The following is a 25339-nucleotide window of genomic DNA, read 5'->3' as shown; positions in this document are numbered from 1 at the left end:
ATGAGTGAAAAGAAAGAGCCGTTGTTTTCGGCAAAAAATCTTAAACTGATCACCAACCCACTGGGAGCACAAAACCCCATTACCGTGCAGGTACTGGGCATTTGTTCGGCACTGGCGGTAACTGCCAAAATGGAACCTGCCATTGTCATGGGGCTTTCGGTATTGGCCGTGGTGGTTTTCTCGAACCTGATTATTTCGTTGTTGCGCAACACCATCCCGTCTCGCATCCGCATCATCGTGCAATTGGTGGTGGTGGCCGCGTTGGTAATTTTGGTCGACCAGGTATTAAAAGCTTTTGCCTACGAAGTGAGCAAACAGTTGTCGGTTTTCGTGGGTCTAATCATCACCAACTGTATTTTGATGGGTCGCCTTGAAGCCTTTGCACTGGGCAACAAGCCCTGGCAGAGCGCACTGGATGGTGTGGGTAACGGTGCCGGTTATGCCATGATTCTGATCATTGTGGCATTTTTCCGTGAATTGTTTGGCGTGGGTACACTCACTTTTCCCGGTTTAGGCAGCATCCAAATCATTCCTCAATCGTTTTACGACATGGGATACATGAACAATGGGTTGATGATTCTCCCTCCCATGGCATTGATTGTAGTGGGCATCGTGATTTGGGTACAACGTTACCGCAACAAAAGCCTTCAGGAATCCTAACCAATAAATTGATTTGAAAAATGGAATTATTTAACCTGTTTATAAAGTCGATTTTTATTGAGAACATGATATTTGCCTACTTTTTAGGGATGTGTTCCTATCTGGCAGTATCAAAAACAGTAAAAACGTCGTTCGGTCTTGGGGTTGCGGTCGTGTTTGTTCAAATCATCACCGTCCCTGTCAACTTCCTTCTAAACAAATATGTATTGAGTGAAGGATCATTATCATGGATCAGCCCTGAGTATGCAGGTGTTGACCTGAGCTTTTTAAGTTTCATCATTTTCATTGCCACCATTGCGGCAATGGTTCAATTGGTGGAGATGATTGTTGAAAAATACGCACCTGCACTTTACTCTCAATTGGGTATTTTTCTTCCTCTGATTGCTGTAAACTGCGCCATTCTGGGTGGTTCATTATTCATGCAGGAACGCGGATACGAAACATTGGCCGAAGCGTCAGTCTTTGGTTTAGGTTCGGGCATTGGATGGATGTTAGCCATCGTTGGTTTAGCTTCCATCCGTGAGAAAATGAAATACTCCAACGTTCCGGCTCCCCTTCGCGGTTTGGGCATCACGTTTATCGTGACCGGCCTGATGGGTATCGCCTTCATGAGTTTTATGGGAATTCAATTGTAACCTGTACGTTTAAAATACTATCATCATGATTTTATTAGCAACTTTAGGTACAGGCGCAATCGTGGCCATCAGCGTAGCGGTGTTCGTATTAATCATCCTGCTGCTGGTATCGATTCTGCTTTATGCCAAAAAGAAACTCACCCCCTCGGGAACCGTTCAAATCAAAATTAACGAGGGCGAACGTGAGTTGACTGTCGATCCGGGTCAAAGCCTCTTGTCGGCCTTGGGAAGCAACAAAATTTTTCTCCCCTCTGCTTGTGGCGGGGGTGGAACCTGCGGGATGTGCCGTTGTCAGGTACCCGATGGTGCCGGATCTATCCTGCCCACCGAAACCGGGTTCTTCACCCGCAAAGAGCAAAATGCAAACTGGCGTTTGGCTTGCCAGGTGAAAGTTAAAGAAGACATCAGCATGGAGATCCCCCACGAAGTGTTGGGTATCAAAAAATGGGAATGCGAAGTGGTGTCGAACAACAACGTGGCCACCTTTATTAAGGAGTTTGTGGTGAAATTGCCCGAGGGTGAAACTCTCGACTTTAAATCAGGTGGATACATCCAAATAGACGTTCCTAAAATTGATGTTGACTTTAAAAACATCGAAGTGGGTGAGAAATTCCACGAAGAATGGGAAAAATTTGGCATGTTTGATTTGAAAATGAAGAACCCCGAAGCCACTTACCGTGCCTATTCAATGGCCAACCACCCGGCAGAGGGCAACATCGTGATGCTCAACATCCGTATTGCCACGCCACCATGGGATCGAGTGGCTGGAAAATTTGCCAATGTCAACCCCGGTATCTGCTCGTCGTTCATTTTCTCGCGCAAGCCGGGTGACAAGGTGACCGTTTCGGGTCCTTATGGAGAATTTTTCATCAAAAATACCGAACGCGAAATCATGTTCATTGGTGGTGGTGCCGGTATGGCGCCCATGCGTTCACACATCTTCCACCTGTTTCATACTGCTAAAACAGGCCGTAAGGTAACATTCTGGTACGGAGCTCGCTCTCGCAAAGAGATTTTCTACGAAGATCAATTCCGCGCTATCGAGAAGGCGTTCCCCAACTTCACCTTCACCATTGCCCTGAGCGAACCGCTGCCGGGTGACAATTGGGACGGGCCGGTTGGATTCATCCACCAGGTGATACACGACAATTACCTGAGCAAACACGAGGAGCCCGAAGACATCGAGTACTACTTGTGCGGACCTCCGATGATGAACTCGGCCGTGACCAAGATGCTTTACAACCTTGGCGTGCCCGACGAAATGGTGGCATTCGACGACTTTGGTTCATAAAACCACATCATACTCAACTAAAAAGCCTCTTGCAAAAGGGGCTTTTTTAGTTTCAAAACTTTGGAATACGATTGCCAATTACGAAACAGAAACATTGACATTCTCAATCCCTTTTCTCATTTTGCTGATTTGGTTCACAAACAGTCGTATTGGCTTCTGTTGACACACAGGAGAATGATTATTGATAAAGTACAAGAGTTCATCAGTACCTTCATTTCATTATGCTGCACTTAAATATAACTCCAAAAATACTCCAAAGTCTCCCTTTGGGGATTCAGGGGGCTAAATTATAAACAGATGAAAACGCTCTTCCTCATCGTGTTGTGCTGGATAGGCATTAGCGCATCGGCTCAGAAACAACAACCAACCAATCGCACCTTTCAACAAGCAGTAAGTAAAGCTGAACATGGCGACTTTAAAACGGCCATCCAGCTCATGAAACGGGTGCTAAAATCGACACCCAAACAACCCGAAGCGCTCTTCGCCTTGGGCGATTTTTATCTCAACACCACTGATGGTCGCGACTCGGCACTCACGTACCTGGAAAAGGCATACTTCCATCTTCACGAAAACGACCGAAACAGCATTTTTGGCGTTGATCTGCAAATGGCGTTGGCCAACACATATCACTTGCTCAATCAACCGCAAAAAGCCATCGACACATACCAACGTCTCATCCCCGTGCTTCCCGAAAGAGCAACCCCACAAATAGCCGAAGCCAACAGGGAAATCGAAATGTGTCAAAACTTGATTGAAGCACGTAAAAATCCGGTCAAAATGGAGGTTATCAACCTGGGTAACACCGTCAACTCAAAACACGACGACCATAGCCCTCTAATCACCACAGATGGACAATCGTTGTTTTTCACGTCGCGACGCCCCTCTTCGTACAGCTCCATGATGCCGGATGGACAGTTTGCCGAGAAAATTTATTTTTCAACACGCGACTCAGCTACCGGACGCTGGTCAAAACCCATTATCACCAATCGCCTATTCAAAACACAAGGGCACGAGGCCTGCGTTGCCATTTCATCCGACGGACAAGAACTATTTCTTTTCCGTAATGACCAACGAGGGAAAAAAATTTATTCGAGCCGACGAGAAGGGAAAACCTGGTCAGAACCTTTACCTCTTCCTAAACCCATCAACAGCGATGCCAACGAAACCCACCTCACCCTGTCGCCCGACCAATCCACACTTTATTTTACCAGCGATAGATCCGGAGGTATTGGTGGACTGGACATTTACCGGGTTAGAAATATGCCGGACGGAACGTGGTCAAAAGCTCAAAACCTGGGTCCGGAAATAAACACCCCTTACGACGAAGAAACACCTGTGTTACACTCCGATGGCAAACGGCTTTACTTTGCCTCCAAAGGGCACAATAGCATGGGCGGATTTGACATTTTTGTATCGCAACTCAACAATGACAGCACCTGGACCCAACCGGTCAACATGGGTTATCCCATCAATACCGCCGATGATGACTTTTTCTTTTACCCTTCCATGATTCGCAATCAGGCCTATTACGCATCGGCAAAATTTACGCAAGGCTCCGGAGGAATGGATCTTTATCGCATTGAATACGACAACCCGATAGAAAATCGACTGGCCGTATATTCAGGCATCATCAATGCCAACGAAAACATGCCACTTGAAAATGTAAAAATCATCATCTCTGACAAAAAAACCGGAGCCGTGGAAGGGCAATACAAACCCCATCCCGGAACCGGAAAATATGTGTTAATTTTGGAAGCAGGAAAAAGCTACGACATGGTTTTTGGAGGAGAAGGCATCACTCCCATGGAAATGCAATTGGACATCCCTTCCGATAACTCCTATTCATTGGCAAATCAAGTATTATCTATCACTCAACTAACGCTCAACGCGAGTGAAATCAACCGTGATACAAAGACCAGCGAAACAAATAAAGGCCAATATACAGTACAGGTACTGGCACTTTACAAGCCATGCAAATCATGGGATAAAGCGTTTAAAGGCCTTAATATTCAACTGATAAAAGAAAACAAATGCGATGATGGAATCTATCGCTACATTTACGGAGGCTACACCAGTTATCGAGAAGCCATGAAGGTGCGTGACCAACTGCAGGCCATGCCTGCTTTTTTCGATGCCTTTGTGAGAAGCCAAAACGAGCTGGAGCGTCTCATGCAAAACCAACAAAATGATCGTAACAAATGACATTTCCCTACGTGCGGTTGAACCCTCTGATGTTCAGACCATGTACCAATGGGAAAACCAAATGGAACTATGGACAGTGGGAAACACTCTGACGCCATTTTCAAAAGCTGTACTTGAAAAATATGTCAAACATGCAACACTGGACATCTACCAAACCAAGCAGTTGCGCCTCATGATTGATGCCCGCGAAAATGAATCAATGGTGACCATCGGCATGATTGACCTTTTCGATTTTGATCCCTATCACTCCCGCGCAGGCGTGGGCATACTAATTAACCAGAAACATCGCAACAAGGGATACGCCGGCATAGCGCTGACGCTTTTTATTGACTATTGTTTTTCTCACCTTGGCTTGCACCAACTCTACTGCCACATTAATGCTGACAATGAACCGAGCCAACGTCTGTTTGAGTCACATGGATTTGTACAAACCGGAATTCGCAAAGATTGGAGAAAAATCAAAAATGGTTACATCGATGAGCTTGTGTATCAGCGCATCAACCAGTGACACAACACATGATTAACGCCGACACAGCTGCTCATAATCAGGAACATCCGAAAGCCAATCGTAGCAACACGCCTCGTGATGAAGCCTGGCACCAAGATGCTGTATTCCATTCGTAACCATCAAGAAAGGGACTTTGTGAATTAAATTGTACCGGGCTGCCTGATCAAACACCTGATTGGTCAACGGCACCGATGTGGCCTTGCACTCAACAATCATCACAGGTTGCCCTTGCCGGTCATAAACAATGACATCGGCACGTTGCTTTAAGCCATTAACTATTACCATCACCTCAATCCCAATCAAGGCGCAAGGGTATTGACGATGCTCCACCAAAAACCGAACAAAGTTCTGTCTCACCCACTCCTCGGGCGTCAAGGTCACCCATTTCTTCCGAAATACATCAAAAATCATGCGTTTGAGACCATCCTTGCGAAGACGAAAAGAATATGGCGGTAAATTGAGCTTTTCCATGGTGCGCCAAATAAAACTAAAATCACAGAATTAACGAACTTTAAAAGGATAAAAAAAAATTTCAAGCCAAAAGTCATTAGATTTGTTTGCGACTGTCGATTTTAAAAAAACGTTCACATCACATAGATGTGAATAAGAATCACCATTTTACAGATCAAGAAACACATGAAAACCAAAGAGGAAATTGTCAAAAACTGGCTTCCCCGTTACACCGGAAGACCGCTCAAAGAATTTAGCAAATACATCATTCTGACGAACTTCACCTACTACATTGAACTATTTTCAAAATGGTTCAACGTCCCCATTCTGGGAATGGATCGCAATATGCCCAATGCCACGGCCAAAGGAATCACCATCATCAACTTTGGCATGGGTAGCCCCAATGCGGCAACCATTATGGATCTTCTCAGTGCTGTCTCGCCCAACGCCGTGCTCTTTTTAGGAAAATGCGGTGGCCTCAAGCCAAAAAACAAACTGGGCGATCTCATCCTGCCCATTGCCGCCATTCGCAGTGACGGAACGTCCAACGATTATCTTCCGGCCGAAGTACCTGCCCTACCGGCGTTTAGCTTACAACGCGCCGTTTCAACCTCCATCCGCGATTTTGGACGCGATTACTGGACCGGAACCGTGTTCACCACCAACAAACGCGTGTGGGAATATGACGAACGATTTAAAAAGTACCTCATCAAAACCCGGGCCATGGCCATCGACATGGAAACAGCCACCATCTTTAGCGTGGGCTTTGCCAACCACATTCCCGCGGGCGCCCTTCTGCTTGTCTCGGATCAACCCATGATTTCAACGGGTATCAAAACCGAAGCCAGTGACAAAACCGTGACGGAAAATTTTGTGGAATCGCACCTGAAAATTGGCATCAACTCCATGAAAGAACTTATCTCCAACGGCCAATCAGTTCGGCATTTGCACTTTGACTACTAACACAGGAAATTGGCCATACGAGGCGAAAAATGTAAATTTGCCACAAACGACTCCGGCACATGACATTTGAACAGATTCTCACATCCCTCAAACAAAAACAATACAAGCCCATTTATTTTCTGGCGGGCGAAGAACCATGGTACATCGATCAGATAACCGACTACATTGCCGACAATGTGCTTTCGGAGTCAGAAAAAGCTTTTAACCTCACCATATTGTACGGTAAGGACATCACCATCAACGACATCGTCTTGTCGGCGCGCCGTTTCCCCATGATGTCTCCCTACCAGGTGGTCATTGTGAAGGAAGCTCAAAACATCGACAACATCGAGGCATTAGAGGTATATGCACAAAACCCGCTCAATTCAACCATCCTGGTCATTGCCTATAAGTACAAGCCCCTCAACAAACGTTACAAACTGGCCAAACTCATCGAAAGCAAAGGCATTCTGTTTGAAACAAAAAAACTGTACGACAACCAATTACCAACCTGGATAACCGGCTATGCCAAAGGGAAGGGTAAAAACATTGACCCCAAAGCCAGCCTGCTCCTAAGCGAAAGCGTGGGCAGCGACCTCTCGAAAATCGCCAATGCCATCGACAAGCTCGTCATTGCGCTGGGACCCGAAACGCCCATGATTACGGTCGAACACGTTGAAAAAAACATTGGCATCAGCAAGGAATTCAACAACTTTGAACTGCAAAAGGCCATCCTGACCAAAAATCAGTTTAAGGCCAATCAAATCATCTTCGCTTTTGGTAAAAACCCAAAGGATTACCCCATTCAGGTGACCATCGCGACGCTGTTCGGCTTTTTCACTAAACTACTGATGTATCACTACCTGCCCGATAAATCGCCCGGATCGGTGGCATCTTCCCTAAAAATCAACCCTTACTTTGTACAGGACTATGTGTCGGCAGCCCGCAACTACAACGGCCGCAAAGTAGTGGAAAACATCAGCATCCTGCGCGAATACGACATGAAAAGCAAAGGATTCAACTCTGCGACCACCGACACAGCCGAACTATTAAAGGAACTGATTTTTAAACTCATGAATTAAGTCGTCGGCACATCCCGAGCGACATTACACAACACAAATGCAAATACTCATCCTCATCATTGCTGCCATTGGCATCGTAAGCGTTTATGGCTTCTCGAATGCAGATATTGTTTACAAACTGCAATTCAATGCCTGGCAAATCATCAAAAAAAAGGAATACCACCGCCTGATAAGCCATGCCTTGGTTCACGGTGGATGGATGCACCTGCTGCTGAATATGTTTGTCCTTTATTCATTCGGACAAGGAATCATTATGCTTTTCAACATGTACTTCCCAGGCTTTGGCACAGCCCTGTTTGTGGTCTTATTCATAAGCGCCATCCCCATTTCGTCACTCTATTCACTTCAAAAGGAAAAAAACAACTACCACTACAACGCCATCGGTGCTTCAGGAGGGGTGATGGCAGTGGTTTTCACGTCCGTATTTCTGGAACCGTACCATCTCATTTACGTCTATTTTATTCCGGTGCCGGCCATTTTATTCGGCATCATTTACCTGATTTACACCAAAATTATGGCCAACCGCAATCAGGACAACATTGGACATGATGCCCATTTTTGGGGAGCTCTTTATGGGTTTGTGTTCCCTCTCATTATTGAACCAAAACTTGGATTGGTATTTTTAGCGAAATTATTGTCGTTCAAATTCTAAACCTGTTTTTTAGTGATACTATCAGATAGCACAATCTATGAAATAGCCGAAAATCTCGATGCCGGGATGCGGTGTTTCGTTCATCAGAAAACCAACGACATCAAAATCATACCAGACTCTTTAAATCCTCAATGGTTTGACATCGATAACGATATATGGAAAGAGGATTGTGATGAAATTGAAAATAACAGAACTGATTATCTAGAGATAAAACCATTTGACTCCCATGAAGCTTTTAAAATCATGGCAGATTTTTCAGAAATAATTGACAACAAAAAACTACAAAACAGACTGATTCGAGCGCTTAATCAACAAAAGCCTTTCAAACATTTCAAAGATGAAATCAATGATACGGACGATTATCGACAACAATGGTTCGAGTATAAAAAAAATCGCCTCATAGAATTCATCTATAAACAATTGGCAAATCACAGCGCCTTCGAAAATAATGATAAAAACTGCTAAAAAGATAGATGCAGCCGCATACTCTCAATTGTGCAACCAACACACCATGAAACATAAAGCCGTATTTATTGATCGTGATGGCGTCATCAACAGTGACGAAGGCCATTATTACATATACCGGGTTAACGATTTTGTCATCAATCCCGGCATTCGCGAAGGACTCAAGATGCTGTCTGATGCCGGATTCATGCTGGTGGTGGTCACCAACCAGGGAGGAGTGGCAAAAGGCATTTACACGCTCGATGATGTAAATGCTGTGCACACCCACCTGCAAAACGAACTGAGCCAATGTGGCATCCAATTATCGGCCATCAAGGTATGCCCCCACCACGAATCGGTAGCCCCCTGCAGCTGCCGCAAACCTTCACCACAAATGATTCTTGAGGCCATCAACGAGTTGGAGATCGATCCCAACCAAAGCTATCTCATCGGGGACTCAAAACGCGACATTGAGGCCGGTGAGGCAGCCGGATTGAAAAGATGTTTTAAAATTGATGCCAACGCTTCCATTATGGATGCCTGCCAACAGATTGTCAACGACCGCCCATGACCGCTTCAAACACCAACTACTGCTGCTTCGATGGGCACTTAATCCCTGTCGATTCGGTAAAAATCACCACTGCCAATCGCGCCTTTCGCTATGGCGATTCCGTTTTTGAAACCATCCGATGTTTTGGGAATCGCCCCTTTGCGTTGGGTGAACATTACAGCCGTATCAAACGCGCCATGCAGGCAACCGGAATGGAACCGGACAGCTTGCCTACGTGTGATGTTTTAGAGAAAAAAATTGAAAGTCTCATCAACCGTAACCGGTACTTCATCTCCTCGCGTGTACGATTGATGGTGTTCCGAAAAGATGGCGGCCTATACACACCGGCAACCGACCAAAGCTCATACCTGCTTGAGGCGACCCCCATCGACCAGAGCACCTTTGAAATGAACGAGAAAGGATTGGTCGCAGGCATTTTTCGCGACATGGGCAAAAGCCCCGATGTGCTATCTCCCTACAAAACCGGAAGCGCATTACTGTACGTGATGGCAGCCAAATACAAACAGCGCAACAACCTCACCGAATGCTTCATCGTCAACACCAATGGAATGATCATCGAATCCATTTCATCGAACCTTTTCTGGTTTAAGAACGACAAACTATACACGCCCACCATCGCATCTGGTTGTGTTGATGGCATCATGCGACGTCAAGTCATTGCACTGGCGCGGAATCTAAATATTGAAGTTTTCGAAATGCCCGGCGTGTCGGAAGAAAATATTAGAAAGGCCGATGAAATATTTGTAACCAATGCCATACAAGGCATTCAATGGGTGGTAGGAATTGATGACCTGCGATACTTCAACATCAAAACCAAACAACTGTATCTGGAATTTATCAAATCAATTAATTAAAGGCCGGATTATGGGGGAAATTGGCCCACGACCGATAAACATCTCCCCCCAATTCCTCAAGCATTTTCTGCCAATAATTATCTACATTATTATTCATGACCAAATCGTCAGCCACATCGGCAACCACCCAACTTTTCTCCATAATTTCATGCTCAAGCTGGCCGGTTGCCCAACCGGAGTAACCGGCAAAAAACTTCACATTGTTTTCGTTAGCCATCCCAATGTTGATGAGGCTTTTTATTTTTTCAAAATCACCTCCCCAATATAGGTTGTCAGATATTTTTATAGATCCGGTCACCATCGCCCCCAACGTATGAATATAATGCAGACTGTCAGACTCTACCGGACCTCCGATAAATAAACGCCCCCGAAAGTTGAACAAATCTTCAATCATCTCATCCGGATACAGTTCCGATGACTTATTCAGCAAAAACCCCACCGCACCTTCGTGATTATACTCCGCTAAATAAACGATAGATCGCTTGAAAAACGGTTCCTCCATAAACGGCTCTGCAATGAGCACACGGCCTTTGGCCGGTGCCAGCTGAGGTTCGGTGGCTTCAAAAATATTTAGCTTCAAACTTTTCATGTTACCGGAGATTGTGACACCCGACTGAAACACGCCCGAGTTGTCTGTTCATCCTGACTTTCCCCCTCTCAATTCTTCATCTTTGGGATGATATTGTGAATCACTTCTAATTTTCAAATTAGTCCATTTTCGATAGAATGAGAAATGAAATTGTTTTTTTTTGATGCATTATCATTTTTTTAACACTCCGTTCGGCTTTTTCAATCGTAAATGGGTGGAAAACGCTTGGGATCCGACTCTGCCATTAAGGCATAGACAGCTTCATACACATCTTCGGCGCTCGGATTGCTGAAATAATCTCCATCAGTACCGTAAGCCGGGCGATGTTGCCGTGCGGTAACGGTGACGGGTTTGGCATCGAGGTGATAAAATCCGCCTTGCTCTTCAACCACTTGCTGCATCATATATGCCGTGGCTCCTCCGGGCACATCTTCATCAAAAAATACCACTCGGCCGGTTTTACGAACTGACTCGACAATCCGCTTATCTATATCGAAAGGAAGCAACGTCTGAACATCAATCAGCTCGACAGACACCCCTACCTGCGCCAATGCCTGCACAGCCTCGTGAGCGATGCGCACACACGCGCCATAAGTCACAACTGTGACATCATTTCCCTCACATATCACTTCGGGATACCCCAACGGAATGCAAAAATCACCCATATTGACAGGCCGCCGCTCACGAAGACGATACCCATTCAGGGGCTCAATGACCAATCCCGGATCATTGCCCTTAAGCAAGGTATTATAAAACCCGGCTGCTCGAGTCATGTCGCGCGGAACGCATACATACATCCCTCTCACTGAGTTAATGACCATGCTCATGGGTGAACCCGAATGCCAAATCCCCTCGAGTCGGTGCCCACGTGTACTGATGATAAGCGGTGCTTGCTGCCCATTTTTGGTGCGATAACGCAAAGTCGCCAAATCGTCACTCATCGTTTGAAGGGCATATAACAGATAATCAAAATACTGAATCTCAGCAATCGGCCGCAAACCACGAAGCGCCAATCCGATGCCCTTTCCCACAATGGATGTCTCTCGAATGCCGGTATCGAACACACGTATCTCGCCATGCTTTTGCTGCAACCCTTCGAGGGTTTGATTGACGCCACCCAGCTGTCCCACATCTTCTCCAAAAACCAACACACGTGAATCGCGAGCCAATAGCACATCAAAATTATCGCGAATGATTTCCCGCCCCGGAACCAGGGGGGCATCCTCGTCAAATACAGGTGCAACCGGAGTAACTTTGAGTGCCGATGAATCAGATTCACTGTAAAGCCAGGCACTAAACATCTGATGACCACGCTGGCGATACTCTTTGACCCATAACTTAAGATCGCTTTTCAAACCACCCGGTCGATCACAATCGGCACAAATGTGACGTAAAATCCGGCGGGCAGTTGCCAAAATTTCTTTGCGATTGAGCGTCAATACTGTTTTAAGTTTATTAATCTCATTGTCAATCAAATGTTGCTTGTGCCCCTCACAGCTACAACTGCTACAACGAATAATTTCGAGCAATTGCGTGCGTTCATTTTCGATGGGCGATATGTACTCGGCATAGGCCTCTTTCATGGCGCGACGAACCTCGTGCATGGCCTCATCTTCAATAGACTCTAACAACGCTTCATCGGCCAACCCGCTATCGAGCATCCATGAGCGCATGCGGGCAATGCAATCGCGTTCTTTCTCCCAAGCCATTCGCTCAGTCGTCTTATAACGCTCGTGCGATCCCGATGATGAATGCCCCAATGGCTGCGTCAATTCATCAACATGAAACAACACGGGCACATGCTCACGACGACAACGACGAATGCCCTGTTCATACATCTGGCATAAAGCAGGATAGTCCCAACCCTTGGCCGTGAGAATCACGATTCCAGAAGTATCCCTGCCATTTTTCTCAAAACCCTTTAACGCCTTGGAAATATTTGCATGAACGGTTTGCCGGTGTGTAGGTACAGAGATGCCGTAACCATCGTCCCACACCGACACAGCCATGGGGATTTGTAAAACACCGGCCGCATTCATCGTTTCCCAAAAATGACCTTCGGAAGTACTGGCATCACCAATGGTGCCCCAGGCAACTTCATTGCCCCTATCACTAAAGCCGTCACCAGATAATTGAGGATGATGACGATAGATTTTAGATGCCAGAGCCAAACCCAACAAACGAGGCATTTGGCCGGCCGTGGGCGAAATATCGGATGAGCTATTGCGCTGCGATAAATGATTGCGCATATGATCGTTATCATCAATCAAACGACTTCCAAAATGATTATTAAAAGATCGGCCGCCGTTATCGGGGTTACGTTCGGCATCTGTCTCACCATACAATTGGGCGAAAAAGATCTTGGGAGTCAACATTCCCGTGGCAAGCATAAATGTTTGGTCGCGATAGTACCCCGAACGCCAATCACCCGGCAAAAAATGCTTGGCCATGGCCAACTGAGGTACTTCTTTACCATCACCAAAAATGCCAAACTTGGCGCGGCCATTAAGCACCTCTTTGCGCGCCATCACACTCATTTGACGGCTCACACAAGCTGTTTTATAATCAATCAGAACTTCACTCCTAAACTGCTCAAAATTAAGCCCCTCTACATTATCTAAATTCATTTTATATCAATCTTTTCGGGTCGTTGTCTACAAAAATAGATGAAAAAAGCTTTTTCAGACACCGCGAATTCTGTATCCCGCATCTGAAAAGACATAAGAACCGAGTGATTGTTTTTTTCTTCAACAATCAAACAGTTTCAATCTCGGTTTGTTTAATGAATAACACTAATTTTGCACCATTAAAAGCACAACCATGTTCTGGAAACTATTTATCCCCACCTTATTGTTAATGGGATTGGTATTTGTTTTTTTGGCCATCAGAATCCTGATCCGAAAAAATGGCAAATTCCCCAACTTACACATTGGCAGCAACAAAGAGATGTCAAAACGAGGCATTTATTGCGCTACCACCCAGGATAAAATGGCTCAAAAAGAAGTGACCCGTTTTCGCCCTCTATTAGACAAAAAAAGCGATTCGTCTCAAAATCAGGGTGGCTGCTAAAACTTTTTCTACAAAGCGATAATTTGCTACTCTAAAAAATAATGCACTCGTAATCAGCAAGAAAATACCGAAAAAATATCACGCTTAGTTTTTGAAGCGCACAGTTAATAACAGGTCGTCAACAACTTCCTTTTATCATTTATCCCATCATCAACGAACGCGATCGTCAACAATTTCGACAATTATTTTTTCAAAACCTGGCGAGTAGATTTCTCTCATCTCTCCCTGACTGTCAGTACAGATAAAAAAAGCTTCGAGGGAAGGATTCGCATTTACGATGGCCATTGCCCTATCGGAACCTAACACCATGAAAGCTGTCGCGTAAGCATCGGCAGTCATGCAGTCGGGGGCAATCACCGAAGCGCTCAATATATCGGACTGAACGGGATAACCGGTTTGGGGATGTATAGTATGCGCAAACTTACGCCCACCATCGACATAAAAATTACGATAATTGCCCGATGTGGCCAAAGACACACCATCAAGCGCCACAATGGCCTGTAGTTGACGATCCTGAACCGTGGGATCATCAATGGGTTTATCGATTCCCACACGCCACGATTGACCCTGTGTATTGACACCTTTGGTTCGCACTTCTCCACCTATCTCCACCAAATAATTGGCAACGCCATGCTTTTCGAGGCATAAAGCAGCCACATCCACACCGTAACCTTTAGCAATAGCACTGGCATCGAGCATGATGCGACCATCTTGTTTCATAACACGATGGTCGACACGCTGTACTTTTTCCATCCCGACAAACAACCGAAGACTATCAATGAGTTCAGTCGTAATGCTATCTTTTTTCTTAAATCCAAAACCCCATGCGTTCACCAAAGGCGCCACTGTGATATCAAATGCACCATGGGTCGCCTTTGAAATCTCAACAGATTTGTCAAATACATTGATAAAATGATCATTCACAACCACATCAGAATCGTTCCGATTCACCCGTGTGATAATCGATTGCTTTTCAAAAGGCGACCAACTTTGATTGACCTCCTCAATAGCAGCAGTGATGTCGGCATGATAATCGACTTCAGATTGATAGACAATCCGATAAGTGGTTCCAAACACCATTCCTTCATTCACAACATAAGGTGCAGGTTGCCGACAACCGGCCAACAACACCAATACAACCAACACCCCAAAAACAGACTTCATCAAATTGTTGTTTAATTATTTTTTGCCGTGTAAACGATTAAACATCACAGCCAAATGTGCATACAACGACGTGTTTTGCACCACAATATCATCATCGAGACGGATGCGAACAGGTGTAAAATTCCATATTGCACGAATGCCCCCCTTCACCATCAACTCAGCTGTTTCCTGGGCGTGTTCCACCGGCACAGTAAGAATACCCACCAAAACCTGATCGGTTTTGATACGGGGAAAATCATCGATATGATAAATCTTCACACCGCCCACTTCCTGCCCGACCATCTTTGGATCAACATCAAAAGCAGCCACAATTTTCAACCCAAATTGACGCAACCCATGGTCGTGCAACAAAGCTGTCCCCAAACTTCCGGCACCAAACAGAAAGGCTTCGTCCATCACCGTAAAACCCAGAAAATCTTCTAACACATCAATAAGTGGCGCCACTTCGTAGCCCACCCGTGTGCGTCCCACGATGCTGGTATACGACAAATCTTTGGTGACTTGCGTGGGATCAACTCCCATGTCACGAGCAATATGTGTCGAAGATATATGCTTTACTCCCTGATTTTTAGCCAACTTGAGATAAGCCAAATAACAAGGCATCCGACGCAATGCCGGTTCAGGAACGAGTTTATCTTTCTTCTTATCGTTTGTCATAAACGAAGATTTGTCTGTTCATTTTTAATGAAGACAAAATTAACCATCCTTTTCAAAATGTGAAATGTATTATTGACGCCTGTCGTGCAACATTTAAAACACATCCACAGCGACATCCCATGCTAAGTATCCCGCTGTGGATGGAATGAATCATATTGAGCCGTCAAAACCATTACAACAAATCAGAAGCCAACTCAGCCAAATAGCTTCGTTCTCCTTTCACCAGGTTCACATGCGCAAAAATATCCTGCCCCTTCATACGGTCGGTCAAATATGCCAAGCCATTGGATTGCATATCCAAATAAGGGGTGTCAATTTGATGAACATCGCCCGTGAAAACCATCTTGGTTCCTTCCCCTGCACGGGTGATAATGGTTTTGACCTCGTGGGGAGTCAGGTTTTGAGCTTCGTCAACAATAAAGAAAACATCGGAGAGACTTCGCCCACGAATATAGGCCAACGGACTGATTACCAAACGCTCGGTGCGTTGCATCTCATCGATAATCAAATTCTCCTTAGATTGGGGACCAAACTTGCCTTTTATCACACTTAAATTATCGAACAATGGCAACATGTAAGGGCCAATTTTGTCTTTCACATCACCCGGCAAAAACCCAATGTCGCGATTAGAGAGCGGAACGATGGGCCTCGCCAGCAATATTTCATTGTATTGTTTATTCAGACTCAGGGCTGCGGCCAATGCCAACAGAGTTTTCCCGGTTCCCGCCTTGCCGGTAAGCGACACAAGTTTAATGTCGGGGTTCAACAAAGCATGAAGCGCAAATGTCTGTTCGGCATTGCGAGGTTCAATTCCAAAGGCGTGGTGCTTTTCGACACGTGCCACCACCTGGTTCACAGAATCTACATGAGCAAGCACACTCTGACTTCCACTCTTAAGAACAAAATACTGATTTGCAAACAATTCACCATCAGACAACGGAAAATCATGACGCGGCACAGCGTTTTTCTCGTACAATGCACGAATGAGAGACTCATCAAAATTGTCGTAAACAGTCACGCCATGCTCCAAGATCCCAATATCTTTCACCTTATCGGTCTCGTAATCCTCGGCCTGCAACCCAAGTGACTTAGCCTTCATACGCAGATTCACATCCTTAGTGATGAGCACTGTTTGTCGCTTAGAAAACTTTTTGCCGATAAATAGGGCAATGGCTAAAATACGATGATCGGGCGTTTTCTCGGTAAATGACTCCATCATCTCTTCGGGATAAGGCTTACCGGTAGCAACAAACAACTTACCATGCCCGTCGCCCAATGGCAAACCATCCTTAAACATACTGTCGGCTGCCAGTTTATCAAGCTCTCGCGCAAACTGACGTGCCTGAAAATTTATTAAATCGTTTCCTTTTTTAAACTGATCCAACTCCTCGAGAACCACAATGGGAATGACAACGTCATTATCCTGAAAATTGTATATACATAAGTGATCGTGCAATAACACGTTGGTATCGAGAACAAAGATTTTTTGCTTATTCATGGGTATGGTTTTTTTGGATTTATACTCTAAATATACCCATTTTTGAGGGTAAATTTGCCCCATAATGGAAAAAATGACGAACTACGACACAGTGTTGTCGTTCCTATACCAACAACTACCGATGTTTCAACGCATTGGCGCCACAGCCTACAAAGCCGACCTGGTCAACACCCTTGCCTTGGATCAACGACTGGGACATCCGCACAAACAATACAAAACCATCCATGTGGCGGGCACCAATGGCAAAGGCTCAGTATCAAACCTGCTCGCTTCGGTACTCATGGAAGCAGGCTTCAAAACCGGCCTTTACACTTCACCCCATCTACGTGATTTCAGGGAACGGATTCGCGTGAACAATCAGATGATTGACCAAGCTTCGGTTATTGATTTTGTGAACAACCATCTCGATTTTATCGAAAGCCATTCGCCTTCGTTTTTCGAACTGACCATGGGTATGGCCTTCGACCACTTTGCAAAACAACAAGTCGATGTGGCCGTGATTGAAGTCGGATTGGGTGGGCGACTCGATTCCACCAACATCATCACCCCCGATTTGTGCATCATCACCAACATTGGCAAAGACCACATGGCGCTTCTGGGCAACACCCTGGAGCAGATTGCAGGAGAAAAAGCCGGCATCATCAAGCCCGGCATCCCCGTGGTGATTGGCGAGGTATTGCCTGAAACAGAAAATGTATTCCGAAATAAAAGTCGGAAAATGAATGCACCTTTGATTTTTGCTCAAGCCCGTTACGACGTTGCTTTAGCCACCCGGTCTGCTGACTTCAGGCAAATCATGCAAGTCGATGGTTTACAAGGCTCCGGATTCAAGGATCTCGTGACACCTCTCATGGGGTTTTATCAGCACAAAAACACCGCTACGGTGCTGACTGCCATCGACGAACTCGTTCAAATGGGATACCCAATCACAAAAGATCACATCTACAAGGGATTCAACAACATATTGAACAACACCAGCTTCATGGGTCGTTGGCAAATATTGGGCACCAACCCATTAGTAATTTGCGACACAGGCCACAACGAGGACGGCATCCGACAGGTGACAGCACAACTCAAAGCAACCCCTTACAAAAAACTCCACATGGTCATTGGCATGGTTAACGACAAAGATATTTCGAGCGTCATCAATCTGCTACCCACCGATGCAGAGTATTACTTCACCAAGGCCGCCATTGCCCGTAGCTTGGACGAAAAAGAGCTGGCTTTACTGGCACAAAAAGCAGGTTTAAACGGGAACACCTACCCATCGGTGACCAAAGCCATTGCCGCAGCAAAAAAAAATGCTTCGGTTAACGATTTGATTTTCATCGGAGGAAGCACTTTTGTGGTCGCAGAAGCCGTATAATTCTTCATTATAAATTTGCAAATTCAAAAAAGAGCCATATCTTTGCATCGCTTTTGAAAGGAACGCCTTCCACAACAAAGCAAAACGATTGAATTTATTGGGGCGCTTAGCTCAGCTGGTTCAGAGCATCTGCCTTACAAGCAGAGGGTCGGGGGTTCGAATCCCTCAGCGCCCACTCCAATAAAAAATTCCCAAATCGGGCGCTTAGCTCAGCTGGTTCAGAGCATCTGCCTTACAAGCAGAGGGTCGGGGGTTCGAATCCCTCAGCGCCCACTTGATAGCTTCACTTTAGTGAGGCTTTTTTTATGCCTTAAAATCAAAAAAAAGCGGTCACAAAATGAACCGCTCTACCACTTCTGCCACACCATCGTGATTATTGGAGGCAACAATCACATCGGCTCTGTCGCGAATATCGGGCGACACATTATCGACCCACACCCCTAAACCGGCATACTCTATCATCGACAAATCGTTATGCGCGTTACCAACTGCGATGATTTCCTCGGCACAAACGCCCAGCAACTTAGCTAATCGGTCAAGGCTTGCCGCCTTGTCAATCCCCTTGGGTGTTACTTCCAGAAAAAAAGGCTTTGAAAGCGACACACTCAACTGAGGCCGCGCAGCCTTTAACCTTGACTCAACCGACTTGAGATAAACAGGCTCTTCGAGTAGAATACACTTAACGGCCGAACCGGTAATCTCCGTTTTAAAACAATCGACATGATGGTGCGGCATTCCTGTTAGATTCAACTCTACATCAATATAGGGTGATTTTGTCTCACTCACAATTTGATCATTCTTATAGGTGATGATATGCAACCGATTTTCAACACTAAAATCATGCAAATCATGAATCTGCTCGCAAGTCAACGACTGCTCAAAAATGGCTTTCCCTGTTGATAATTCAGTAATTACAGCGCCATTATACGAAATCATATATGACCCATAACGAGCCAACTCAAGCTCTTCGGCAAACGCCATCATTGCACGCGTGGGACGCCCCGAAGCCAACACCACATACACACCCGCATCTTGAGCTTTCTTTAACAAGGCTCTATTTCGCTCTGAAATCAAATAATCATCGGTCAACAATGTGTCATCCACATCAAGCACCAGCATTTTATATGCCATCACCAATCAATATTAATCGTTTGAAATTTATTGATGCAAAATTAGTTGCAATCCCCCACCCTGCAAAACCACAGACTGTTAAAAAGCAATAACAACAGCCACGCAACACCTTTTTTCAAAAACGCTAAACATTCGCCCCCCTCTTTTTTGTTATATTTGCACCGCATTTTTTACACACAAAGCCACACCGAGCATGATTGACAGAAGTGTCTTCCACGAAAAAAAAGCCGCCTTTCACACCCTGGGATGCAAACTTAACTTTAGTGAAACTTCAACCATTGCAAGAACAATGATGGACGATGGCTTCACCCGGGTAGATTTCAACGAGAGAGCCGATGTGTATGTCATCAACACCTGCACGGTCACTGAGATCGCTGAAAAAAAATGTCGAGCGGCCATCCACAAAGCCATCCGTCAAAACCCCGATGCCTTTGTCGTGGTCACAGGATGCTTCGCCCAGCTTCGCCCCGAAAATATCGCCAAAATACCCGGCGTCGATTTAATTCTCGGCTCAAACGAAAAATTTGACATCACCGCCTACCTGGGACACTTAGATAAAAACGGTTCCCCGGAGATTCACACGGGCAAAATTAAAAATGAAAAGACTTTTCACCCCTCCTACTCGATGGGCGACCGCACCCGCTGTTTCCTGAAAGTACAAGATGGCTGTGACTATTTTTGCAGCTATTGCACCATCCCAATGGCACGCGGCAGAAGCAGAAATGCATCAGTGGCCAACACCATAAAGATGGCACAGCAAGCAGCCGCCGAAGGCGCACGAGAAATCATCCTCACCGGTGTGAACATCGGTGATTTTGGCCGTAGCACCAACGAAACGTTTCTGGATCTTATTCGGGAACTCGATAAAATAGAATCCATTTGGCGTTACCGTGTCTCCTCTATCGAACCCAACTTGCTGACACCCGAAATCATTGCCTTTATGGCTGAATCAAAAAAATTCATGCCACACTTTCACATCCCTCTACAAAGTGGGTCAGACAACGTTCTGCGCCTGATGCAAAGAAAATACAACACCGCCTTGTTCCAACAGCGCATCGACACCATTCGGCAACTTTTGCCGGATGCCTTTATCGGAGTAGACGTCATCGTGGGGGTACGGGGCGAATCAGAACAGGACTTTGCCGACACGCATGCCTTCCTGTCGCAATTGGATGTATCACAACTTCATGTGTTCACGTACTCCGAACGCCCCAACACCAAGGCACTGAACATTGAGACGCCGGTTTCACCCGAGGAACGAAAGCACAGAAGCCAAGTCTTGCATCTGTTATCGGACAAAAAAACGGACGCTTTTTATCGACGCTTCATAAACACGTCTTCCGTAGTATTGCCAGAGGGACAAAACGATGATGGCTACATGTACGGTTATACCGATAATTACATCAAAGTGGAATTACCTTACAACTCCAATCTCGTCAACACGCTGCAAAATGTTGATTTACTCGAATTCAACACAGACCGTTCGGCTCTCAAAGCTCGTTTAAAATAAAAAATCATGGAACCAAATTTTGAATCCCTCTGCAACGAGGCCATCTCTTTGATACGACAAACCGGGAATTTCATTCGGGAAGAACGTGCCAACCATCCCTTAACGATAGAAACCAAAGGCAAAAACGACTTTGTAACACACATCGACAAAGGCTCCGAAGAACGACTGGTCAAAGGACTAAAAACCTTGTTACCCGAATCGGGGTTCATTGCCGAAGAAGCTACTTCAACTGAAAAAGGCGAACGTTTCAACTGGGTGATCGACCCCATCGACGGAACGACCAACTTCATTCACGGCCTCTCACCCTTTGCCATCAGCGTAGCATTGATGGATGCCCAGGAAGTGGTGATTGGTATCGTGTACGAAATGGGACTCGACGAAATGTTCTTCGCGTGGAAAGGCAGCAAGGCCTATCTCAACGGCAAAGAAATTTCGGTCTCGTCGCGTCCAACGGTCGCTGACAGCCTCATTGCCACCGGTTTTCCCTACACACAATACCACCGCATGGGTGATTTCATGAAAACACTCGACCATTTCATGCGCAAAAGTCATGGTCTGCGCCGTCTGGGATCGGCAGCCACCGACCTGGCCTATGTGGCATGTGGCCGATTTGAAGGTTTTTATGAGTACAACCTCAACCCATGGGATGTGGCTGCCGGAGCATTTATCGTCCAGCAAGCCGGGGGGAAAAATGCAGACTTCACAGGTGGAAACAACTACATCTTTGGCAAAGAAATAATTTCGGCCAACCCCTTGATTTTCGATGAATTCCTTAGGGACATCAAATTGTTTATGGAAGAAAAATGATGCGAGCCATTCTTTATTACATCACCATCCCGTGGGTTTATCTGGTTTCGTGGCTACCACTATGGCTATTGTATCGTTTCTCGGATGCATTGTATGTATTGATGCGAATTGTCAAATACCGCAACAAGGTTATCCTCGAGAATCTACGTTATGCTTTCCCCGAAAAAACGGAAAAAGAACGTACGATCATACGCAACCGATTCTATCGCCACTTTTGTGACTTGATTTTCGAAACCATCAAGGTGGTATCCATCTCACACAGTGAAATTAAAAGAAGAGTTACGCTCGAGAATCTTGAAATTCTGGAGCAATATTACACCCAGGGACGTGACGTCATTGCCGTGGTGGCACATTATGGCAACTGGGAGTGGCTCACCTCCTTCAATCTCCATTTACAAGCACAGGGTTGCGAGGTGTATCACCCCCTCAAAAACCCCTACATGGATCGTTTCATGCTACGCCTTCGCTCGCGCTTTAAGAACTTCAACTTCACCATGGACAGCACACTACGTGAAGTCCTGAAAATGAAAAAAGCGAACCATCGTTATGTCTTAGGGCTTATTGCAGACCAATCGCCGGCAAAAGTCAAAATACAATACCGTACTGTTTTCCTCAACCAAAACACGGCAGTGCACGTGGGACCCGAAAAAATGGCCACAGCACTCAATGATGCGGTGGTATATTTTAAAATGGACAAAACCCAACGCGGACACTACAACGTGACCATTCTGCCGGTATGCGAGTCCCCCAAACAAACACAACCCCACGAGATTACTGAATCGCACGTACGAATCCTTGAACAAATCATCCGCCAACGCCCCGAACTCTGGCTCTGGTCCCACAAACGCTGGAAATATTCACCCTACCGCACAGCCATTGACCCATCATCATTAGCAGTACAGTCATGACCCCAACCATTGCCGTTGTTATACTCAACTGGAACGGATGCAAGCTTTTGCAACAATTCTTACCATCGGTCATCGAACATTCACAAAATGCAGGTGTGACTGTTGTGGTGGCCGACAATGCCTCAACGGACAATAGTATTGATTGGCTAAAAACACATCATCCAACCATTCAACGCATAGAACTGGACAAAAACTATGGCTTTGCAGGGGGATATAACAAGGCGCTGGCAATACTGAATACCGATTATTTCCTTTTACTCAATTCGGACGTGTCTCCGGCCAAAGATTGGCTCAAACCGCTCATCACACTCATTAGCAAAAACAATGGTCACATCGGTGCCATCATGCCCAAAATTCGCAGCCATGCCACCCCACATACATTCGAATACGCAGGAGCGTGCGGTGGTTTTATCGACAAATATGGCTATCCGTTTTGCCGTGGCAGAATGATGAACGACATTGAAAACGATCATGGTCAATACGACAACGATTCCCGTGAAATATTTTGGGCCAGCGGTGCAGCCTTGCTGGTAAAAGCCAGTTTATACACTGAATTAGGAGGCCTTGACGAACATTTTTTTGCTCACATGGAAGAAATTGACCTTTGCTGGCGAATGAAAAACAGAGGCTATCAAATCCTATGTGAACCCCAAAGCGTGGTCTATCATGTGGGCGGTGCCACCCTCGACCAATCTCACCCTCGAAAAACGTTCCTGAATTTCCGCAACAATCTCTATCTACTGGTGAAAAATCTTCCCAAAGAAGCATTTGCTCGCACCCTCATCACTCGGATGTTATTGGATGGAATCGCGGCCATCAAATTTCTGGTGAGCGGAGAATTTGGATTTTTCATGGCCGTATTCAAAGCTCACCTTTCATTTTACCAACATGCGCCGCGATACTTCAAGGAACGGCAATGCAACAAAAATCACATTCCCCAAAAAAAGCTGCCGGAAGTTTATCCCGGCAGCTTCATATATGATTACTATATCAGAAAAAAACGCAAATACTCTGACCTCCTGAATTACTGAAGATAAGGCAATGCTTGCTCAAGTTTGTTACCACGAGATCCTTTTACCAACACAAACGCATCTTTGAGCGGATGATCTTTCAACCACGCAACCAAATCATCAACCTTTGCAAAACGATGAGCCATGTTCGATTCAATCTCAACAGTCTCAAACTCCTCTCCCACCAGGCACACCAAATGAAACGCTCCGCCCAATAAATATCGAACGACCTTTTTGTGTTCCTCGTCTGAAATATGCCCAAGCTCCTTCATTGCTCCAATAATGGCGACTTTAAATGGATGACGAATATCCTTAAAATTTTCAAGTGCAACCTGCATGCTCGATGGGTTGGCATTATAAGCATCCATCAACACTCGGTTGTGAACACCATTAATCAATTGTGACCGATTATTTTCAGGTACGTAAGATGACAACGCCCAAGCAACTTCGATGTCGTCGACTTGAAAAAACTGCCCTATAGCCGCGGCTACCAAAAAATTGGAGATGTTGTATTTACCCACCATTTTCGACTGAACATCATGCCAATTTGCATTAACCCCACTCCTAAATTGAAATAACAAAAAGGGATTCACATCCATATTTCGCCCTTGCACCTCAGCCGCATTGTCATTTACACCATAAGTCACCCGTGTTAAATGGTCACTCATTTTCATCAACATATCATCATCCGCATTAACGAACAGTGTTCCATTTGTTGCGCGAATAAAGTCATACAACTCACCCTTTGTTTGTCTCACTCCTTCAAAAGAACCGAAACCTTCGATGTGTGCTTTTCCAACATTGGTAATCACCCCAAAATCAGGTTCAGCAATGCGGCACAATTCGGCAATTTCACCGGGATGATTGGCGCCCATTTCCACAACACCTATCTGAGTATGCTTGTTCATTGACAACAACGTCAAGGGAACTCCAATATGATTATTCAAATTGCCCTGCGTGTAATACACCTTATACTTCATCGACAACACCGAAGCCACCAATTCTTTTGTCGTTGTCTTGCCATTTGATCCTGTGATTCCTATAATTGGCAACCCCAAAACCCGTCGATGATGATTGGCCAATTGCTGCAACGCAACCAATACATCCTCTACATAAAACATTCCTGGCTTTCCCGACAATTCAACATCATCCACCACAGCCAGACTGCACCCCTTTTCCAAGGCTGAAGCAGCATATCGATTCCCATCAAAATTCTCGCCTCTTAAGGCAAAAAAAAGACTTCCCGATGGACATTGACGACTATCGGTGGTCACAACTTGACTTTTTTGAAAAAAATCATATAACCGTTTAATCATGACTCTTAGATTATATCATTATA

At 45.4% G+C, this 25339-nt stretch carries 25 protein-coding genes and 2 tRNA genes; 19 read left to right on the top strand and 8 right to left on the bottom strand.

Features of this window, described 5'->3' with window-relative positions; genetic code table 11:
* The 5 genes from LX69_RS00650 to LX69_RS00630 all read left to right on the top strand — a co-directional run bounded on the left by LX69_RS00650 (nt 1) and on the right by LX69_RS00630 (nt 5296).
* Nucleotides 1–660, top strand: coding sequence for an NADH:ubiquinone reductase (Na(+)-transporting) subunit D (locus LX69_RS00650; protein WP_111443868.1), 660 nt, complete (start codon nt 1–3; stop codon nt 658–660).
* A 20-nt stretch (nt 661–680) separates the two neighbouring features.
* A complete protein-coding gene (nqrE, locus tag LX69_RS00645; RefSeq protein ID WP_111443867.1) occupies nt 681–1295 on the top strand; it encodes an NADH:ubiquinone reductase (Na(+)-transporting) subunit E in 615 nt (204 codons plus the stop codon).
* 25 nt (nt 1296–1320) lie between these two features.
* Entirely contained in the window at nt 1321–2586 is a 1266-nt protein-coding gene (nqrF, locus tag LX69_RS00640) for an NADH:ubiquinone reductase (Na(+)-transporting) subunit F (protein ID WP_111443866.1), read from the top strand.
* Nucleotides 2587–2883: 297 nt separating this feature from the next.
* Entirely contained in the window at nt 2884–4788 is a 1905-nt protein-coding gene (locus LX69_RS00635) for a PD40 domain-containing protein (RefSeq protein ID WP_111443865.1), read from the top strand.
* Nucleotides 4772–5296: a GNAT family N-acetyltransferase gene (locus tag LX69_RS00630; protein WP_111443864.1), complete on the top strand. Its 525-nt coding sequence runs from the start codon at nt 4772–4774 to the stop codon at nt 5294–5296. The genes LX69_RS00635 and LX69_RS00630 overlap by 17 nt, the downstream gene beginning before the upstream one ends.
* Before the next feature lie 12 nt (nt 5297–5308).
* Here the strand turns inward: LX69_RS00630 and LX69_RS00625 are convergent, their stop codons facing one another.
* Complete coding sequence (locus tag LX69_RS00625; protein WP_111443863.1) at nt 5309–5767, bottom strand: type I restriction enzyme HsdR N-terminal domain-containing protein; 459 nt, start codon at nt 5765–5767, stop codon at nt 5309–5311.
* A gap of 165 nt (nt 5768–5932) precedes the next feature.
* On the opposite strand from LX69_RS00625, the gene LX69_RS00620 reads away from it, so the two are divergent.
* The 6 genes from LX69_RS00620 to LX69_RS00595 are packed head-to-tail and all read left to right on the top strand — an operon-like array spanning nt 5933 to nt 10291.
* The gene (locus LX69_RS00620) at nt 5933–6709 is read left to right on the top strand and encodes an AMP nucleosidase (RefSeq protein WP_111443862.1); all 777 of its coding nucleotides are present in this window, start codon (nt 5933–5935) and stop codon (nt 6707–6709) included.
* Between the two features lie 59 nt (nt 6710–6768).
* Complete coding sequence (gene holA / locus LX69_RS00615; RefSeq protein WP_111443861.1) at nt 6769–7770, top strand: DNA polymerase III subunit delta; 1002 nt, start codon at nt 6769–6771, stop codon at nt 7768–7770.
* A 37-nt stretch (nt 7771–7807) separates the two neighbouring features.
* Entirely contained in the window at nt 7808–8422 is a 615-nt protein-coding gene (locus tag LX69_RS00610; protein WP_111443860.1) for a rhomboid family intramembrane serine protease, read from the top strand.
* 12 nt (nt 8423–8434) lie between these two features.
* Nucleotides 8435–8887, top strand: coding sequence for a UPF0158 family protein (locus LX69_RS00605; protein WP_111443859.1), 453 nt, complete (start codon nt 8435–8437; stop codon nt 8885–8887).
* A gap of 46 nt (nt 8888–8933) precedes the next feature.
* Nucleotides 8934–9437 carry a D-glycero-alpha-D-manno-heptose-1,7-bisphosphate 7-phosphatase gene (locus tag LX69_RS00600; RefSeq protein WP_111443979.1) on the top strand — a complete coding sequence of 168 codons (504 nt, stop codon included), beginning with the start codon at nt 8934–8936 and terminating at the stop codon, nt 9435–9437.
* A complete protein-coding gene (locus LX69_RS00595) occupies nt 9434–10291 on the top strand; it encodes an aminotransferase class IV (RefSeq protein ID WP_111443858.1) in 858 nt (285 codons plus the stop codon). The genes LX69_RS00600 and LX69_RS00595 overlap by 4 nt, the downstream gene beginning before the upstream one ends.
* On the opposite strand, the gene LX69_RS00590 is transcribed toward LX69_RS00595, so the two are convergent.
* Together LX69_RS00590 and LX69_RS00585 are read right to left on the bottom strand one after the other, a co-directional pair.
* Entirely contained in the window at nt 10284–10880 is a 597-nt protein-coding gene (locus tag LX69_RS00590; RefSeq protein WP_111443857.1) for a YqgE/AlgH family protein, read from the bottom strand. The genes LX69_RS00595 and LX69_RS00590 overlap by 8 nt on opposite strands.
* Nucleotides 10881–11080: 200 nt before the next feature.
* On the bottom strand, nt 11081–13507 hold the full coding sequence (locus tag LX69_RS00585; protein WP_111443856.1) for an alpha-ketoacid dehydrogenase subunit alpha/beta: 2427 nt from the start codon (nt 13505–13507) through the stop codon (nt 11081–11083).
* A 193-nt stretch (nt 13508–13700) separates the two neighbouring features.
* Between LX69_RS00585 and LX69_RS00580 the strand changes: the two genes are divergently transcribed.
* A complete protein-coding gene (locus tag LX69_RS00580) occupies nt 13701–13949 on the top strand; it encodes a hypothetical protein (RefSeq protein WP_185741692.1) in 249 nt (82 codons plus the stop codon).
* A gap of 150 nt (nt 13950–14099) precedes the next feature.
* Here the strand turns inward: LX69_RS00580 and LX69_RS00575 are convergent, their stop codons facing one another.
* The 3 genes from LX69_RS00575 to LX69_RS00565 form a co-directional block, all read right to left on the bottom strand.
* Nucleotides 14100–15113 carry an FAD:protein FMN transferase gene (locus LX69_RS00575; RefSeq protein WP_111443855.1) on the bottom strand — a complete coding sequence of 338 codons (1014 nt, stop codon included), beginning with the start codon at nt 15111–15113 and terminating at the stop codon, nt 14100–14102.
* A 15-nt stretch (nt 15114–15128) separates the two neighbouring features.
* A complete protein-coding gene (locus tag LX69_RS00570; RefSeq protein ID WP_111443854.1) occupies nt 15129–15770 on the bottom strand; it encodes a redox-sensing transcriptional repressor Rex in 642 nt (213 codons plus the stop codon).
* Between the two features lie 172 nt (nt 15771–15942).
* Nucleotides 15943–17268, bottom strand: coding sequence for a PhoH family protein (locus LX69_RS00565; RefSeq protein ID WP_111443978.1), 1326 nt, complete (start codon nt 17266–17268; stop codon nt 15943–15945).
* 64 nt (nt 17269–17332) lie between these two features.
* Here LX69_RS00565 and LX69_RS00560 point away from each other — a divergent pair, with 64 nt between their 5' ends.
* From LX69_RS00560 to LX69_RS00550, 3 genes are all read left to right on the top strand, one after another.
* A complete protein-coding gene (locus tag LX69_RS00560; protein ID WP_245934901.1) occupies nt 17333–18634 on the top strand; it encodes a bifunctional folylpolyglutamate synthase/dihydrofolate synthase in 1302 nt (433 codons plus the stop codon).
* 100 nt (nt 18635–18734) lie between these two features.
* Nucleotides 18735–18809, top strand: a tRNA-Val gene (locus tag LX69_RS00555).
* Nucleotides 18810–18832: 23 nt separating this feature from the next.
* Nucleotides 18833–18907: transfer RNA gene (locus LX69_RS00550), tRNA-Val, on the top strand.
* A gap of 57 nt (nt 18908–18964) precedes the next feature.
* Here the strand turns inward: LX69_RS00550 and LX69_RS00545 are convergent.
* Nucleotides 18965–19765, bottom strand: coding sequence for a Cof-type HAD-IIB family hydrolase (locus tag LX69_RS00545; protein ID WP_111443853.1), 801 nt, complete (start codon nt 19763–19765; stop codon nt 18965–18967).
* Between the two features lie 193 nt (nt 19766–19958).
* On the opposite strand from LX69_RS00545, the gene mtaB reads away from it, so the two are divergent.
* The 4 genes from mtaB to LX69_RS00525 are packed head-to-tail and all read left to right on the top strand — an operon-like array spanning nt 19959 to nt 24021.
* Nucleotides 19959–21275: a tRNA (N(6)-L-threonylcarbamoyladenosine(37)-C(2))-methylthiotransferase MtaB gene (gene mtaB / locus LX69_RS00540; protein WP_111443852.1), complete on the top strand. Its 1317-nt coding sequence runs from the start codon at nt 19959–19961 to the stop codon at nt 21273–21275.
* A gap of 6 nt (nt 21276–21281) precedes the next feature.
* Nucleotides 21282–22082, top strand: coding sequence for an inositol monophosphatase family protein (locus LX69_RS00535; RefSeq protein ID WP_111443851.1), 801 nt, complete (start codon nt 21282–21284; stop codon nt 22080–22082).
* Nucleotides 22079–22990, top strand: a complete 912-nt coding sequence (locus LX69_RS00530) for a lysophospholipid acyltransferase family protein (protein WP_245934900.1) — start codon at nt 22079–22081, stop codon at nt 22988–22990. The genes LX69_RS00535 and LX69_RS00530 overlap by 4 nt, the downstream gene beginning before the upstream one ends.
* A complete protein-coding gene (locus LX69_RS00525) occupies nt 22987–24021 on the top strand; it encodes a glycosyltransferase family 2 protein (RefSeq protein WP_111443850.1) in 1035 nt (344 codons plus the stop codon). The genes LX69_RS00530 and LX69_RS00525 overlap by 4 nt, the downstream gene beginning before the upstream one ends.
* Here the strand turns inward: LX69_RS00525 and LX69_RS00520 are convergent.
* Nucleotides 24015–25274 carry a UDP-N-acetylmuramoyl-tripeptide--D-alanyl-D-alanine ligase gene (locus LX69_RS00520; RefSeq protein ID WP_245934899.1) on the bottom strand — a complete coding sequence of 420 codons (1260 nt, stop codon included), beginning with the start codon at nt 25272–25274 and terminating at the stop codon, nt 24015–24017. The genes LX69_RS00525 and LX69_RS00520 overlap by 7 nt on opposite strands.
* Nucleotides 25275–25339 lie beyond the last annotated feature (65 nt).

Source organism: Breznakibacter xylanolyticus, assembly GCF_003254275.1.
Taxonomy (GTDB): Bacteria; Bacteroidota; Bacteroidia; order Bacteroidales; family Marinilabiliaceae; genus Breznakibacter; species Breznakibacter xylanolyticus.
The sequence above is the reverse complement of the archived record's forward strand: the minus strand, read 5'-3'. Positions and strand labels throughout refer to the sequence as shown.